The organism is Veillonella intestinalis (assembly GCF_943192895.1).
In the GTDB taxonomy this organism is placed as follows: Bacteria; Bacillota; Negativicutes; order Veillonellales; family Veillonellaceae; genus Veillonella_A; species Veillonella_A intestinalis.
The window spans coordinates 1-16,028 of the sequence record NZ_CALPCB010000013.1 but is presented as its reverse complement, the minus strand read 5'-3'; the positions used below and the strand labels follow the sequence as shown (position 1 = coordinate 16,028).

General features: G+C 36.2%; 20 protein-coding genes and 3 tRNA genes. All 23 read right to left on the bottom strand.

Annotation, left to right across the window (positions count from 1 at the left end; all coding sequences use genetic code 11):
• Nucleotides 1-2: 2 nt before the first annotated feature.
• Entirely contained in the window at nucleotides 3-698 is a 696-nt protein-coding gene (locus tag NFR27_RS09855) for a hypothetical protein (protein WP_251455282.1), read from the bottom strand.
• The gene (locus tag NFR27_RS10115; RefSeq protein WP_277612553.1) at nucleotides 698-3,547 is read right to left on the bottom strand and encodes a phage tail tape measure protein; all 2,850 of its coding nucleotides are present in this window, start codon (nucleotides 3,545-3,547) and stop codon (nucleotides 698-700) included. The genes NFR27_RS09855 and NFR27_RS10115 overlap by 1 nt, the downstream gene beginning before the upstream one ends.
• Before the next feature lie 187 nt (nucleotides 3,548-3,734).
• A complete protein-coding gene (locus tag NFR27_RS09845; protein WP_251455280.1) occupies nucleotides 3,735-4,097 on the bottom strand; it encodes a phage tail assembly chaperone in 363 nt (120 codons plus the stop codon).
• 11 nt (nucleotides 4,098-4,108) lie between these two features.
• The gene (locus tag NFR27_RS09840) at nucleotides 4,109-4,564 is read right to left on the bottom strand and encodes a phage tail tube protein (RefSeq protein ID WP_251455277.1); all 456 of its coding nucleotides are present in this window, start codon (nucleotides 4,562-4,564) and stop codon (nucleotides 4,109-4,111) included.
• An 18-nt stretch (nucleotides 4,565-4,582) separates the two neighbouring features.
• Nucleotides 4,583-5,728 carry a phage tail sheath subtilisin-like domain-containing protein gene (locus tag NFR27_RS09835; RefSeq protein WP_251455274.1) on the bottom strand — a complete coding sequence of 382 codons (1,146 nt, stop codon included), beginning with the start codon at nucleotides 5,726-5,728 and terminating at the stop codon, nucleotides 4,583-4,585.
• On the bottom strand, nucleotides 5,721-6,173 hold the full coding sequence (locus NFR27_RS09830) for a phage tail terminator family protein (RefSeq protein ID WP_251455271.1): 453 nt from the start codon (nucleotides 6,171-6,173) through the stop codon (nucleotides 5,721-5,723). Before NFR27_RS09830 ends, NFR27_RS09835 begins: the two co-directional genes overlap by 8 nt.
• Complete coding sequence (locus tag NFR27_RS09825; RefSeq protein ID WP_251455269.1) at nucleotides 6,166-6,522, bottom strand: HK97 gp10 family phage protein; 357 nt, start codon at nucleotides 6,520-6,522, stop codon at nucleotides 6,166-6,168. Before NFR27_RS09825 ends, NFR27_RS09830 begins: the two co-directional genes overlap by 8 nt.
• Nucleotides 6,523-6,888 (bottom strand): hypothetical protein, encoded by a 366-nt coding sequence (locus NFR27_RS09820; protein WP_251455267.1) that lies wholly within the window; start codon nucleotides 6,886-6,888, stop codon nucleotides 6,523-6,525. It abuts the gene before it with no gap.
• The gene (locus NFR27_RS09815; protein ID WP_251455266.1) at nucleotides 6,875-7,255 is read right to left on the bottom strand and encodes a hypothetical protein; all 381 of its coding nucleotides are present in this window, start codon (nucleotides 7,253-7,255) and stop codon (nucleotides 6,875-6,877) included. Before NFR27_RS09815 ends, NFR27_RS09820 begins: the two co-directional genes overlap by 14 nt.
• A gap of 51 nt (nucleotides 7,256-7,306) precedes the next feature.
• Nucleotides 7,307-7,567, bottom strand: coding sequence for a hypothetical protein (locus NFR27_RS09810; protein WP_251455264.1), 261 nt, complete (start codon nucleotides 7,565-7,567; stop codon nucleotides 7,307-7,309).
• The gene (locus tag NFR27_RS09805) at nucleotides 7,568-9,040 is read right to left on the bottom strand and encodes a minor capsid protein (protein ID WP_251455261.1); all 1,473 of its coding nucleotides are present in this window, start codon (nucleotides 9,038-9,040) and stop codon (nucleotides 7,568-7,570) included.
• A gap of 12 nt (nucleotides 9,041-9,052) precedes the next feature.
• Entirely contained in the window at nucleotides 9,053-10,018 is a 966-nt protein-coding gene (locus tag NFR27_RS09800) for a major capsid protein (RefSeq protein WP_251455258.1), read from the bottom strand.
• 10 nt (nucleotides 10,019-10,028) lie between these two features.
• Complete coding sequence (locus NFR27_RS09795; RefSeq protein WP_251455255.1) at nucleotides 10,029-10,652, bottom strand: phage scaffolding protein; 624 nt, start codon at nucleotides 10,650-10,652, stop codon at nucleotides 10,029-10,031.
• A gap of 67 nt (nucleotides 10,653-10,719) precedes the next feature.
• The gene (locus NFR27_RS09790) at nucleotides 10,720-10,974 is read right to left on the bottom strand and encodes a hypothetical protein (protein WP_251455251.1); all 255 of its coding nucleotides are present in this window, start codon (nucleotides 10,972-10,974) and stop codon (nucleotides 10,720-10,722) included.
• On the bottom strand, nucleotides 10,961-12,352 hold the full coding sequence (locus NFR27_RS09785) for a phage portal protein (RefSeq protein ID WP_251455248.1): 1,392 nt from the start codon (nucleotides 12,350-12,352) through the stop codon (nucleotides 10,961-10,963). Before NFR27_RS09785 ends, NFR27_RS09790 begins: the two co-directional genes overlap by 14 nt.
• Nucleotides 12,333-13,622 (bottom strand): PBSX family phage terminase large subunit, encoded by a 1,290-nt coding sequence (locus NFR27_RS09780; protein WP_420910581.1) that lies wholly within the window; start codon nucleotides 13,620-13,622, stop codon nucleotides 12,333-12,335. Before NFR27_RS09780 ends, NFR27_RS09785 begins: the two co-directional genes overlap by 20 nt.
• Nucleotides 13,606-14,037, bottom strand: a complete 432-nt coding sequence (locus NFR27_RS09775; RefSeq protein ID WP_251455242.1) for a terminase small subunit — start codon at nucleotides 14,035-14,037, stop codon at nucleotides 13,606-13,608. Before NFR27_RS09775 ends, NFR27_RS09780 begins: the two co-directional genes overlap by 17 nt.
• Nucleotides 14,038-14,057: 20 nt before the next feature.
• A tRNA-Ile gene (locus NFR27_RS09770) sits at nucleotides 14,058-14,132 on the bottom strand.
• Nucleotides 14,133-14,135: 3 nt separating this feature from the next.
• A tRNA-Asn gene (locus tag NFR27_RS09765) sits at nucleotides 14,136-14,210 on the bottom strand.
• 6 nt (nucleotides 14,211-14,216) lie between these two features.
• Nucleotides 14,217-14,305, bottom strand: a tRNA-Ser gene (locus tag NFR27_RS09760).
• A 32-nt stretch (nucleotides 14,306-14,337) separates the two neighbouring features.
• On the bottom strand, nucleotides 14,338-14,946 hold the full coding sequence (locus NFR27_RS09755) for an N-acetyltransferase (protein ID WP_251455240.1): 609 nt from the start codon (nucleotides 14,944-14,946) through the stop codon (nucleotides 14,338-14,340).
• Nucleotides 14,947-15,117 (bottom strand): hypothetical protein, encoded by a 171-nt coding sequence (locus tag NFR27_RS09750; RefSeq protein ID WP_251455237.1) that lies wholly within the window; start codon nucleotides 15,115-15,117, stop codon nucleotides 14,947-14,949.
• 183 nt (nucleotides 15,118-15,300) lie between these two features.
• Nucleotides 15,301-15,759, bottom strand: a complete 459-nt coding sequence (locus NFR27_RS09745) for a hypothetical protein (protein WP_251455234.1) — start codon at nucleotides 15,757-15,759, stop codon at nucleotides 15,301-15,303.
• Nucleotides 15,760-16,028: the final 269 nt, after the last annotated feature.

Below are 16,028 nucleotides of genomic sequence, written 5' to 3'. Positions count from 1 at the left end.
GCTTACACCTTTAACTTTCTAATTTTTGTGACATTATTAATTGCTAAATCTTTTAAACTATTACCTTCAACTACTCGTTTCCAGTGCTTATAATCTCCATACGCTTTTTTTGCTACATCAAGCACATCTGCAGCTTTACTAGTCATTGTTGCTGTAGTCGCATCCACACTACCAGCTCGCTCTCTTAATCCTGTAGCTTCTGTAATTTGTGCAACATTATTAGCCAATGGAGTATTCAAATCTTTATGTTCAGTAAACGTTATTGAATAATAAATATCACCTGTTCCATCATTTCTTTCACAATCAAACGCTCCAATCCCTACAGCCAAATTAATATCAAGACTTGTAATAATAACACGAACTGGCTGTCTCATTTCTTTCCACTTCTTTATCAGTGCCCTGCATTCTGCGGGCGTCCTATTATCACCTACAACAAAAGGATAACCTTTTTCAGGATTAGGGAAAAAAGAGCTAAATGAAATGGTTTGAAGTTTTGGCATACCAAAAACTAAAATTTCACCAATTTGGGTTATATTCATCACTTTATTATTCTGTCCATCTGTTACACTAATTTTTTGGGGAGTAACAGGAATAACAAACCGTTCACCCTGGCAAGATAAAACAATGGTTTCTCGTTCCCTAGCAGCCTTTAAGAGAGCTATTGATAGCAAATTTAAAATTGAACCTAGTCCAGCCATTAATAAGCACCTCCATAATTTGCTTTACTCTGCTCGAACAAACTAACTAATTTATATGCTATTTTATCAATATCGGCTTCTTCTCTTACAACAAACGTGTTACCTGATATAGAGACACTTGTAGAAGCACTAGAATTAGTATTGTTGCTAGGAGTATTAATTGTAATATTACTTGAAGCCCCACTTAAATTGCCAAATTCTTTTTCGAGAATCTTCATCGTTGTAGCATGAGGATAAATTCTAGATTTACTAGGCAATTCAATAAGTTCGCCACCTCGTTCATTAATTTCTGTCCAACCACCAGCAAACGAAGTGGTCCCTGTAGCATTTTTACGTTTAGCCGTATCGGTAGAAAAGCCTAAAAATTCAGCGCTTCTAGAACCTAAATCAGAAATAGTTGAGGTAATCGAAGATGACATTTCGCTCGCCTTAGCACTTAATGGCCCCCATACATTAGTATCAAACCAAGTAGTTATTCCTTCCCAATCTGCTTTTATCGTACTAAGAGCACTATTAACACCATTAGCAATATCAGTACCTGCTGAATCCGCTGCACTCGCAGTAGGTTGCCATACATTAGTATCAAACCAGCTAGAAGCTTCATTCCAACCTGTTTTTATGGATTCCCATGTATTATTCCAAGCTTGTGCTCTAGCTTCTGCCATAATTTGATCCGTAGCGTTTGATTCTTCTGTAACTTGGCTCATACCTTCTTGTGAAGCTTGGTAATCAGCTAAAGCTTTATCGCTCATTTCCTTAGTTTTATCAGAAACATAGGTTGTAACTTTATCCCAATTACTATATATACTTTCAGCTAATGTCTCTCCACCTAAATATCCTCCGATGCCTCCTACAAGACCTCCGATAGCTGCGCCAGGCGCAGCACCAACGCCACCGAAGAATGACCCTATAGCGCCACCAGCCATTGCGCCTGCTTTACTACCAGCTACCATACCAGTCAAACCACCAGCACCTTTTATAGATGCACCAACTTTATCATCGGAGGTAGCAATATCATAAGCTGTTGAACCGACGGCTAATGCAGCGCCTCCACGTTTTAACCATTTACCATTGGTTCCCATAAAATTCATAAACCGTTGCCAGCGCCCTACTTGTTGTGGAACATTTTTAGGAGCATTACTTGGTCCCTTACTAGGCACTGTTGGTAAATTAGAGTCTTGACCATTAACAATAACTGTTGTTGCATTAACAGTCATAGTATCAACGTCAGGAATACCTGGCAAACCACTTGGACTATTTTTACCTGGCGAGAATAATCCTTTTATGCCTTTGTAACCTTTATAAGCACCATATCCCATACCAGCTAAAGCGCCTATAGCAAGAATTGAACCTCCACCGTCTAATTTAGCAGCTTTCTTTATTAAATCTTCAAGAGCTTCTCCTAGCGTTTTCACTGAAGCAGTAAAAACTCCACTTTCCTCCGAAGCTTTTGTAAAATTGGTAATTAACTTTGTAATTTCATCTACAAATGATTTAATTCCATCTCCCACTTCTGTCTTAGTCATCAGTGTAATAACCATATTATCCCAAGCACTACCTAACAACCGGACAGAACCTAATAAATTATCAGTCTTTTCTTTGGCTACATCAGCTGCGGTTACGCCTTTCATTGCTTTATTATAATTTTCGATACCTTCTGCACCTTCACGGAAAAGAATGTTACCGGCTCGAATAGCATCAGTGCCAAACATAGTTTCTAAAGCATTCTGTCGCTGTTCATCAGTCAAACCACGTAAGGATGTTCTTAGTAATCCAGCAATTTCTTTCATTGACCGTAATTGTCCAGTCGCTGTATAAAATTTTGATTTACCTTCTTCTGTGAGTAATCCCAACCGCTCCATCGTTAAAGTAGCCTGTTTAGTTGTAGGGCTCAAATTTAAAAGCATAGTTTTTAATGACGTACCTGCATCAGAACCCTTTAATCCATTTTGAGCAAAAGCAGCTAGCGCTGTAGTCGTATCTTCAAAAGATAATCCTACTCCACTAGCAACAGCACTTACCATTGTAAAAGATTGTCCTAACTCTCTAACGCCGGTGGCACTAGCATTAGCTGCCCCCGCCATAAGATTAGCAATTTTAGATGGATCATTCTCTTTGAATGCATTCATAGTCGTGCTCATGATTTCAGCCGATTCGCCCAGACCTACATCACCTGCACTAGCTAAATCCAACATTGCCTTACTAGCATCTCCCATAACATCCTTCATAGAGACCCCAGCTTTAAGTAATTCACCCATCCCTTGAGCAACTTCTGTGTCGGTAAAAACTGTAGACCCACCTAATTCCATAGCTTTAGCTTTCACTTTTGCCATTTCTGTATCGGTAGCACCAGTTAAAGCCTTAACCGTAGATAATTCTTTCTCAAAATCAGCAAATGTCTTAACAGAATCATATATTCCAAATCCAATACCAGCTGTACCCAACATGCCCATACTAGTTCCCATCATCATGCCAGTACCAAGACCAGTAACAGATTCTTTTATTTTAGTTAAACTCCCATTTTGTCGAACATTAAGAGTAGCCGTATAAACTTTACCTTTAATCCCCTCAAGTTGTGTTTTAACCTTTTTTACAACACCACTTGCTTGGTCTTTTGCGCCTATTACAACACTATATACACCACTCTTTAACCCATTTAACCGTGATTTTAAATTATCAGTTTTACCAGCTAATTCTTGCACTGAGCTACTAGCTTTAGAGGTAGCACTTTCTACACCACTAAGTTTAACTCGTTGAGCCGCTTCTTCTAATTGTTTTAATCCTTTAGTTGCTTTTTGAGCAGTTACAGATAAATTATCCTTCAACTCTATACTCGCAGATAATTTCATTTCATTGGCCAATTTACACTACCTCCTTTCGCTAATAGTTTAAGTCGGGCTAATTCTAATTCCTCATTCAATTTCATCGCTTCATAGCAAAATATCTTCTCTAATAAAGGTAAGCTAAAAAAATAATCAAGAGGATGACCTTTTAAAAGTAAAAAGGCAGCCGTAGCTGCCTCCCAGTCATCCTCAATTAGTTTTTTACTGTTTCATGTACCTTTGCTTCAATTTGCGTACCATAACCAGCAGTCTTCATAATTGCCTTTGAAATAGCAACGATTTCCCCGCCATCGAACAATTTGCCCACAATATCAAAAGGAGACGCACAATTAAAAGCTTCTAACAATTCTTTATCTTTTAAATTAGGTTCTACTACACTGTTAATAATTAAATATTCATCACTACCATCAGATAAATCAAGAGCTTCTGCAACTAGTGATTCTGATGGTTTAGCAACTGTAATAGTGCCAATAGATGTTACTAAATCATACTTTATAGATTTTTTAGCTTCTAACTCTTCTTTTTTTGCAATTAACTCTTTAATATTAATAGCCATTTTATATCCTCCTAATCAATCGTTTCTAAGAAAACAGCATCTTCTGGCGTAAACCCAAAGGTAAATTCTTTTTCGACCACTTTACCTTTTTCAAATGCCATCAACGTCAATTCGTTAAACCAAACATTATCAATAGAGACACGTTCATTTTGTCCATCAACCGCATCTGGATCATCAATATCAGACACTAATGTAGAACGAGGGTCAATACCATCTTTCCACGCCTCTAATAATTTATTTAAGTTTCTATTGATTACACTTTTAACAGTAAATGTTCCTTCACCTGCTAAAACAGTTACTTTGCTATCCTTAGAGTTCCCAACAATCACATCTTCTCGTTCAGCTGTAACTTTGCATTCATATTTAGAAATTTCAAAAATTAATTCTCCATCCCACCATAAATGGCCATGAGAGCCATTCCAACGTCGACGACCACGATATTTAATATCTTCCTTATTTCTAGCCATATATTAATTCCCCTTTCCTTACATAGTAAAAGAAATTTGTAAATTTTCCATTGCATCTACAAACTTAACATCACCTGTTAATGCTATCGTATCGCCAGTATTATATTTGCGAATTTCCATTGCAGTCATCTTAGATGTATCTTCGCCTTGAAGCTTAGCATAATTACGTTGCCATTCTTCATTAATGTCGATATTATTTTTACCATCAGGATCTAATACATTGCCTTTAAGGTTATTAAAATATACATCGACGGCAGCACAGAACAACATTTTATTGCGGTAATGATTAATGTATGCCCCCGCATAATAACTTTTAAAGGTATCACGTAAATCGTCCTTAACCATATGCACACCTTCTACAATTTTGATTTTGCGATAAGTGGCACCTTTTTCTTTTGTAAACGACGTAAATGAATTAACGCCTCTAGCGATTTTAACTCCATTCCCGTCTTCTTCATCAATTAAAATAAGCTCTCCATTTTTTACAGCTTCATCAGGGTCTTCATATTGCTCTACTGAAGAAACTTCAGGTAGAGAGTAATAAGTGGCACTACGGTCTAATGGTAAACCGGCTAAAACACCTGCCATGCGAGCAGTATACGTCGTTGCATCATATGTGGTATATACAGGATTGTTGTCCTCATCCATGTCGGTTTGTACATTAATAGCATCAGTTGTGAAATTAATTATGCACTCGTGGTCACCTTTGTTATTAGCTAAAACTGCTTTATATGTTTTATCTTTATTTTCAGACATTGACTTAATCCAAGACGCAATGTCTTCATGTTCCTGAAAAGTGCTATCCGGTGCACACAAATAATTCCATTTAACATGTCCTAATTTCTTAAGTGTACTCGCAATAGAATTAGCTGCGCCTTCAACTGTACTGTCTGGGATAGTATATAGTAAAATTCGTGCAGGAGTCCCTTTTAAGCATAGCTTAATTAGTTCAATGCTCTTTTCGGATAATCCTTTTTCAGGAATATCTGACACATCATCAATTCGATACATTTTCTGTGTATCCTCAGTTTCATTATGCAAAATCATTGCTACAATTCCTCGAGCACTACGAGCAATAGCAGTTGCTGCCTTCGTCTTAAAATCAATTAAGACCCAAGGTAATCCATAGTTTGTTTCATTTGTTGTTGCATCTGGTCTAGCCATGTTCTTCTCCTTTATCATTAATACTTAAATCTAAATTTTGCATTAATTCATATTTCTCCTCTACAGTGAATGCATCTGTAAAGTCCAAATCAAAAATATAATGCAGTACTTCATCCACAATAGTTTGTTCTGCTTTTAATACAGTAATTGCTCTGTCTTCAACATAAAAAATGGGCCGTATGAGTGTTTCTAACTCATCAGCCATATTATAGAGGTCCGCCCTTTTAACACGTCCCAAGGAATCTTCTTTAGGACGAAACGCAATATCAATTTGTAAATAACGGTCAAAATATATCCTATCAACTGTATGTGAAACCACATTCATTTCAATATAAAAATAACTTTGCATTGATTTTTCAATATTATCAAAATACACTTTATAATCAGGATATTTTGCTTTTAATATTGCTACAATCCGTTGTTGTATAGTTCGTAAACTAATCATTGAGTATATTCCTTAATATATCTTTTGTATTTTCAATAAATTCTTTTTTATGCGTTAACATAGCTTTATGTAACATTTTGGAGCCTTTTACAAAACCTCCATTACGAGTGCGATGGCCATATTCTACATGTCCTGCATATTCAACATTATTGTACACTTCACATTTACTTTGTGTAGCTCTACTCCGTCGCCAACTTTGACGTAAGAGGCCAGTATCCTTTGGTGTATTATTAATTGCTTCGCCACGCAATATTTCACCTTGCTGTGCTACAAATGTATTTAGCTTTCGTTGAGAATTTCTAATTTTGTCTAATTGCTCATAAAGTTCTTTAAATCCGGTAATCTCCATTTAAGCCTCCGTTTTTACTAATACATTTACTTCTTGATGTGTCATATACTTAAACGCCTTAGAAGCCCAAAATGTAAATGTTTGTCCCTTATGTCGTACGATTAATTTATCATTAGCCAAAATCTCATATTCAGGTGCCAAACACAACCGTAATTCTTCAGTAATATGTGCCACACTATTAGACTGTAAATTATTAATGGCATTCTTTCCTGCTTGACCTAATTTACAAGGTATATCAGCATAAATCACTGTTTCCGCATACTCATCAGCACCAATTTCGTCAGTAGCTTCTACTTGCCTAATTACGGTAACACGGTCATATCTCATATATTTTGCTAATAACTGTCTGTATTTACCACTTCCCATTACGCACCAACTTTCGATACAAATTTAATTTAGGTCGCAATTTGTTCAATAACTGATTGCTCAATAAATCTGTCATATCTACTTCTGCTACAGCAAACTCAAATTTAGTATCATTTTCTTCCAATGCTTTTAAAGGAGCTTCTCTAACTGAATTTTCCTGTTCCATATAATAAGTAGCTATTAAGTTAGCTACTGTTAACACTAAGGTTCTGGGAAAATCTTCTCGGTGGCAATAGTCAACAATATCATATATAAACTGCTCTATTTGTAGCTGTTGCAAATAGCTAAGCTCATTAATTTCTTCAACAAGCTTAACTCTATCAACAATTTCAGCAATAGCGTCATTAATACTTATATAACTAACCAAGCTTTCACCTCTTTTCGGGCATTAAAAAACCGCCTACTTCTCGTAAGCGGTTCATTTAATATATTGAATTAACTCTGGATATGAATAAGAAAATTCTTCCAGTACAGCCTTACAGCCATCATTTTCAGTACTATATTCCCTAACTTCATATTTTTTCCCACGTTCATAAATATAAAATTCATACTTTTTGTCAGAAGTTGGCCATAAGCAAACCACCGTATCAACTTTTCTTCTATCGTTCTTAAAAAGAGAAAACTCCAAAGGTGGCACTCCTGCATCAAGTAAAATCTGTTTCAACTCTATTCGATTCATTTATTCCACCTCCTCGATTATTCCCTGTTTCAATAGTTCTTTAATTCTAATCTCACTCTTATACTGAATCCCTAAGCCTTCTTCACCAAACCAAGGGGCGACTAGCCCTTCAGTAACATCTAAAGGTTTTAATATTCTATATGTATGATACTCTGTGTTTTGCGAAGCTCTAGGCATAGCCCTTTGAGAAAACGGAGTTCCTTTAACAGAAAAGAACCGCCCACCAATATGTCCATAACGATCTAATATTAATTGACCGGGCAATAAAGTAATCGCTCTCACAGCGCCAATTGCCCCATCCGATGGAGGATATACAGGCTCCCCATTGTCATCATAAAAAATATCTGGAATATTGGCTTCCATCTTTTCAACTACATTATAAGGCTGTTCCTGTTTTTTAGCAAGGTTAGCAATAAATTCTACTGTTGGTGGCAAATAATTACGTTCCATCCCATATTCTACGTCATTTCTAATGTATACTCTATAATAATCTTCATATGACATCGTTTTAAATAAAGTTATTTTATTGTCCATTTTTTCTTTAGCAGTATCGTACCCCTTAAGGGTTCCTGATATTGTACTACGACAATTAGCATGCAAAGGGGGTAAATTAACTCCCGCTACAGCTTCTTCAACTTTATAAACTTCTTCATGATGAGATTTGCACACATGAGAAGTACGGCCATCAATAACAGCAATAAATTGGTAATAAGGCATTTCTGCATCTTTAATACTGTCAAGACTAGCTTGATTGTTCGCGTAATTCATCTCTGTACGTACTAAACGCACAGCTTCTTTACGTCCAGATTCCATGGTTTCTTGCACATGTTTAGCCATCTTATCAATGCTTAACCCTCTATGTATCCCATTAGTCACCTCACGTTTAATTACCTTAGCAAGCCTTTCTGTATTTTTCCATATCCGTGAGCTATAGTTTTTTCCGCTCCAAGGATTTGCTAATACTTTTGCTATTAATGTAGAATCCACTAGATTCCGAGGGATTCCAATACCTACAATCCCTAAATCATATCGAGTATGATAATAATTATCTTGATAAGCTTTAGTTAAAAATTCTGTCATCTTATCTTCAACAATAATTCCCATGGATACCAATTCTCTTAATGTATCACCATACAACTTATCTAATCGAGAAATCCGACTGCGCATAGCCAATACATTTAACTCCCTAAGGAGCTTTTTATCACCACTAGCTTTTATTTTCCTAACATAGTCTGCAATATCCATTCTCCATACCCTAAATTCATCCCCTCGGATAAGATTCTGAGCTTCTGCGATACTTATACTGTTATCTCGAGAAAAACGTCCGTACAAGGCATTTATTTCATTTTGAATGCGTTGCAAGGAATTGGCATACTGTTGAGCTAACTCTTTCTCAATTGTTTCCTTGCTAATGTTAGTCCATTCAGCTTCTCGCTCCCGGCTACGCTGTTCCCAGTATGAATCCTTTTCCATGCAACACCTCAATTACACAATTTTATGTTTAAATGCAACCATACGGATTTGTTTTGGTTCATACACAAGTTCCCAATTTGTTGCATCCGCCATTTCAATCCGGCTAACAGTTTCAATATTATTACGATTAGCTGCAGTGAATTTAACACCTCGAGGATGTAGAATCTGAGTACGACGATTGATTAAATAATCTACACCAGACCCTTTACGTTTATCACGATCTGTCTCAGTTGGCACAAATCCTACAGGAGAACCATTACCTAATGCTACTGCTCCAGAACCAAATAAGAATGAAATATAAACATCCCCATCAATAGGACAATTATCATCAATAATAATTCGACGCCCTTGATATGTATCGAATTCTACATTCATAGAATCACGTTCAGTTTCAAGCAAGTTATTTTTTAGCAATAACGCATGTGTAGCAGAATGCATTACAACAGCTGTAAGATTGGCTTTGCTATCTCCTAACAACTGACAAGCATCAATAAAGCTACTTGCACTGAATACAGCTGCACGCCCAGTCAGTGTCGAAATATCAAGCACATGATTTTTCATAGTAGTAGCACCAAAAACGCCCTTCAATGTTGCTAACAAATCTTTTTGCAATTCTCGGGCCCAATACCCACCAACTAATGTTCCAATCGCTTTCATTGGGTCAGCACCTGCTAGTTGAGCACTTAAATCTGTAGCTGACCACATCTGGGCTCGACGAAACGTTGCGGATTGGTCTTTTTTAGATTCGATTTTTTTAGCTTCTAAATCAGTTCCTTCGACGACATCTGATGCATCGCCTGTTAAGTCAGCAAAAAACGGCATATTATGTAAACTAGCTGCTTCACTTGCTAACTTATCAAATTCAGGGGAATTTTCTACAATCCCACTTTGTACTAACGCACTTAATTCCATTGTCTTTTTAATTGTATATGGTGTAAAAATCTCTGGCACAATTACATCTTTTAATGTAGTTCCCATTGTTGACCTCCTAGTCTAATACAATACCTGCAGCGGCTGCTAACCTACGAGCCTCTGCTGGATTCTCTTTAAATAATTTACCCTGTTCTGTTAAATTTTCCGTTTCTGCAGCAAACGGATTAACTGTAGATGTACGTCCACCTTTAGGGGTATATACTGGATTAGATTCAGATTTAAATAAAAACGCCTTGTCTTTTTGCAAAGCCTCTACTTGTTCAGTTAATCCGGTAATACTCCCATCTTCATTTACAATCAGCTTATCTCGATTAATTAAACCACTAACAATATCAATATCCTGTGCTTTACCTGTCAATTGCAGTGCAATTGCATTGTCTAATTTTAACTTTTCGAGCTGGGACTTATAATTTTCTTGGTCTGTCTTTTGCTTCTGGGTTAAATCATTAATTTGCTTTTGCAATGCCTCTACATCCTTAGCACCCTCTGCTTGTTGTTGTAATGCTTTCATTTCTTTTGCACGAGTAACTAATTGTTCTTCGAGAGAATTTTTAGCTGTATTTACTTCGTTAAAGCGGGATTTTGGTACATATGATCCGTCAAGATATGCTTTAATAGCAGCCGTCGCTGATTCCACTTTATCTTCTGTAATGCCTAATTCCTTTAATAATTCTTCCATTATATTTTCCTTTCCGGTTTTTACCGAGGTGACCTGCCTCGAGGAAATAAAAATAAGACGAAACTATTTATTTCGCCTTAACACTTCGTTTAGTTTGTTTTTGTTTCAATTCTTTGCCTTCATCAGTTTCATTATCCGATTTTTCATAATTAATAATAGGATATACATTTTCTTCTTTCATCACTTCAACTACGGTTTTCCCTGTTGTTAAACAATACTGCAATACATTCTTAATTTCACTTGTACTACCATATACTTCATACAACAATTTAATCGGCACATCTTCGCTAAAGCGCTCAATGTATGCTCTAATCATTTCCATCCGCTTCACCTCCTAACTCATAACTATCTAAGTTTTCCTCTTTTTCTTTCAGCAATTGTTCTTCTTCAGCTTCGACATCTTCTACAAAAGGATGTGACTTCAAAATAGTTTTATCTGAAATAATCCCTTTTGATTTAGCGCACATATCTACTAATTCCGCATCATTCCTAATCATAGTGCGCGTCCAGGTCTGAATAATATTTGTAGGTTTAATACCCTTAAATCGACATATAGCACGAATAAACTGATTAAAACTAAGTCTAAACTCTGTTTCCATAAGTCCAGCTTTCAACTCAAGCAATGCATAAAGAAATTTCATTGCCTCGCCACTCGTCCCATCCAATCCCTGCATTTCTGGGTCAATTCCTTGCCCCATAGTAAAAATTGATTTACGAGTAATATCCAGAGCTTTTTCCCTAGCCTCTACTGGGATATCAATCGTCAGTGTGGAAACCCCCGATTTATCTTCGCTCCCAATTGAATCAACTTGAATTGTCTTATAATATTTAAGTTCTTGGATAAACTCATTTAAATCCTGTCCACCATAATTAGTTAAAACAAAAATGACCTCTTGAATATCCTCAAGGTCATTTATAAAACCACTATATGTCTTGTCATAAGCATCTATCAGTTGTTTAATGCGATTTAAATCTCCATGACAATTACTATTATTCTTAAAGGGAATAAAAGGAACTGCACCTAAATTATGAACAAACTCATTAGTTAATCCCTGATTCTGTTCATAAAACATCGAAAACATGTCATACGGATTTAAACCTTCATTAATACTCAACGACTTTTGCTTACGATATGCTCTACAAATTTTATCATCCCAGATTTCAAAGACATCATACGCCTCACCTGTTTTTACATCTAATTCTTCGTAGCAACGGACTGCTGCTTGCAAATTATGCTCTAAGGTGGTTCCCCATATAGGTATAATTTGCGCCGAAGGAACAACCCCCCATTTAAATTCCGTATCATCAGTCCAATAATGCAACCAAGCAATCCCTGCATTTGAGGCGTTAACACACAGCTCTTTCGCATTTTTTTCATATGTATCACCTAAAACTTGAGTCACGACTTTATTTTGTGAATCAGTTCCTACATCAAAGCTCGGAGGCGATGTAAACATATAGCCTGCTTTTTGGTCAACAAGCAAACTATGAAATGCAGAGGAAATACGATTGTCAGCATTTCTTAATCCAGGAGCCTCACTTTTATCTTTTTTAGATTCTTTAGGAATCATAATATCATTTTGATTTGCATAATATCTCCGAGCAACTGCATCAGCAGTTGCGAATTCAATATGCCCGGGCAAAAACGCTTCTATTAACTTCTTAGCCCCAGCTAACTTATCAGTCGTCTCTTGTTCCAATTGTAACACCTCCTTTACGCATTTTAATTAACGGCTCCAATGCATATCGCATAGCATCCATTAAATGATTAAAATCATCAATCGGCTTATTTAGCTTCTTACCAAATTTATCTTCATCCCATGAATAGTTCATTATTTCGGTTAAAAAATTTACACAACAAGGATGAATTATTATTTTATAATCTTGAATCACTTGTATACCTGCATTAATACTATCTTTACCTTTTAATGCAGCTTTAATTCTACGCAAACCTAAACGCCGTAAATGAACAATAGATTTCGGCTCTGCAGAATCTGCTCGTATTTTTTCTTTGGCATATCCCATTCTTGTTATATCCTCTGCTATTTCATCATTTGTAAGCCCCTTTTTGTACAGTTCGTCAAAGACATATATCTCTTTAGCCGCCGTATCAACTAAGCCACAAAATAAAGCCGTAGGGTCATTGGTAAATCCGAAATCCAAACCAAAAAAGCTTTGTACATTATTTCGTTTAGATATTTCAGCTACATCAAAAATTCGTTCTTCCCAATTCTCGTATACTAACCCCTCTACAATCCCCCAATCTCCTAAACCTGCTACTTTATATCGTTTAGGATTATTCAATTTCATTTCCTCAAACACTTTTAAATCTGATGGACTAAGAAATTCATTGCAAAGATAATTAGTCGTCATAGCTAAAATATCTTCTGATTTATAATCAAAAAAACGCTTTTTCAACCAGTGTCTTTCGTTCCAGGGGTTAAAAGTAATTGTAATTTGGTGCCATAAATTATGTGGCAGTTGACCTCGAATAGATTCGTTGAGCATATCAAAATCTGCTTCACTGCTAATTTCATACGCTTCTTCTATCCATAGCCAACACAATGACCCAGAATCTACAGCTACAGATGTAACTTTTAACGGATCATCCAAACCACGAAATAATATTTTTTGCCCTGTAGCTATAACAGTAATTTCTAATGGACTTTCAGTAAACCGAAATAAATGGTAACACTTTAACCGTCTTGCAGCCCATTTTAATTGTGCAAAACAACTATCTTTCAAAGTACGAAATACTTTTCTAACAACTAACGCATTTGCTTCCGGATACTTCAAAATATTCTTGATTAAGTCTAAAGCTGCCGTTGCCGACTTTTTGCTAGCGCGACTACCTTTTACTACTCTATAGCGCCCTCTAAACCTAATAAACTGACCATATCCTTTGCCAAATATTTCAGGTAGCCTTACTGGTTGATATTTTGCAGTATCATAGCTAATCACTGATATCATCCTCTCCGATAAAAATCGGCATCAATTCGCCAGTGACTTGCAATTTATCAGTAAAGAGCTGATGACGTTTACCCATTAATTCAGCCGCCTTAATTCTATCTTTAGCCGATATCTGTTTTCGCACTTTTTTCGCTTTACTAATTCCAAAACTATTTTCTACTACAACAACATCTTCTTTAAGTTCACCACGCAACGCTTTAGTAAGCATAGCCTCCACTTCTTCAGCAGTAGCAATAGATGTTTTAAACTCTTTTTCCCTTAATTCCTTAATGCGATTTTGAATCTCAAGTTTTCTCAAGTTTTGATTAGCAATTCTATCCGCAGTTTTAGGACTATATCCAGCCCTAATCGCTGCTTGCGTTCCATTTAAATCAATCAAATACTCTACACAAAACTTATCTTGCTTTGGTGTCACGTCATCACCTCCTCTCAATCTGGTGGACCTTGTAGGACTTGGACCTACATCTTACCGCTTATGAGGCGGTTGCTTTACCATTAAGCTAAAAGTCCATATGGCTGCCTAGACAGGATTCGAACCTGTAACCCATCGGTTAACAGCCGATTGCACTACCATTGTGCTACTAGGTAATATAATGGCGGAAGAGGTAGGATTCGAACCCACGCACGCATAAACGCCTATCTGCTTTCAAGGCAGTCCCCTTAATCCACTTGGGTACTCTTCCATGTATTAAAAAAGCACCCACTATTGTGAGTGCTACAAATACTTTAATAACTGTAATAAAGTTTGTGTTTTTAAATTTTTCTCATCTGCATCTAATTCTCGTTCGCCAAATAATACAAATCCATTCCTTTGATAAAACTCTACTAATCTTGGTATATTTTCGCATTCTAAGTACGCAAATTTTCCGCCCACATCTAATTGAACTTGTTTAATTTTATCGCAAGCCAACTGCAAAAGCTCATCACCACTTATTAAATTAGGGAAATTAGCATTTTTACCTATTTGTCCTATTAATGGCGCTGGTATACGATATTGCCGTAAGTCAGCATTATAAGTTCCAAACCTTTTTATACGATCCTTTATTCGCCTTGATACAGCTTTACTCTTTGCAGATATAACAAAAGATTTGCTTCCGGCTAAAGAAAAATATCCTGCAATTTCATAGTTATCCTTATAAGAAGCAAACACTAAATGAGTTTTTGCCACTCCAAACTTAGAAAACTCAATTGCTTTACAGTGCAGAAATTCCTCAATATCTAAATTCAAAGGGCAAGAAAAAGTTTTTAATATTTTATTAACCTTTTCTATACCTACCGCTTCAAGAAATAAATCTAAATTAACAATTTTATAACCATAACTCATTTATTTCAAAAACATCTTTCTAATGTCATCCTTAGTTGCTGTCATACAGCTTCTAGTAAATTCTACATCTTGGCACTTTTTATTGTGTGCTTGTTCTAATGCTTGTATTAGCCGTAATGATTGTTTTTTATTCTTCATTGTGACGTCCTTTAAAAAGCTTTTTGTTGCCATTTCACGCCACCTCCTCCTAGACATACCTTTACTTTATTATAAATAACTTATTACATATTTGCAATATATTTATAATAAAAGTAACAAGAAAAGCACCCTTTCAGGTGCCTTCTTGTGTGGGTATAATTTTTTGAGGAGTTAGTGTAAAACCATCAGCCTTTCAGCTTCTTTCTACAGCTTACATTATACAACACATTGATTGTAAACTGCTGTAAACTCTTGTAAACTGTTTTTAAAAATTTTTTCAAATTCTTTAATTGCTAGTCTATACATCCGTCTATCTATCCATTGCCTAGACACACCTACTACCTCAGCAACTTGTTCCCAGCTCCCACCGTTTATATATCGCTCGTGTAATAACGCTCTTAACTGACAAGATTCAATTTGATTTATCATGCAGTCAACAAAGTCACTATATCGCACAAACCTCGCCCACTTATCCTGCACAACTTTTAATTTTGCATTAAAGTGTGCAATCTGGTCTCCTAAATCTTTCGGGGTTCCGCCACTGATATGCTCTTTGCCATAATCAATAGCTTTCAAAGAGTATAACTTTGCCCTTAATTCTTTGATATCCCGTTCTAACTTCCTTAGCTCTATTTGCATCTCTCTAAGCTTATCCAAGCATTCCATCGCAGTCAATCAACCATCTCCTAATCATAACGCCTACCACTTTTCTTATCTTCTAGGCTAACTCTCTGTAAAATCTTAAATCCACCCAGCTTACACACTAGCTTAATTATGCTAATGACTAATTCTAGCCTGGATTCTTCTTTACAAATTCTTCCGACTGCTTCATCAGCAGTTGGGTCCTTATAAGCTCTTGTCATCGATTCACCTCTCAACTATTGCATTATTTGCACAAGTTGGTTAACTTATCAGTTAGCCATTTTAGATATACACTACACTTG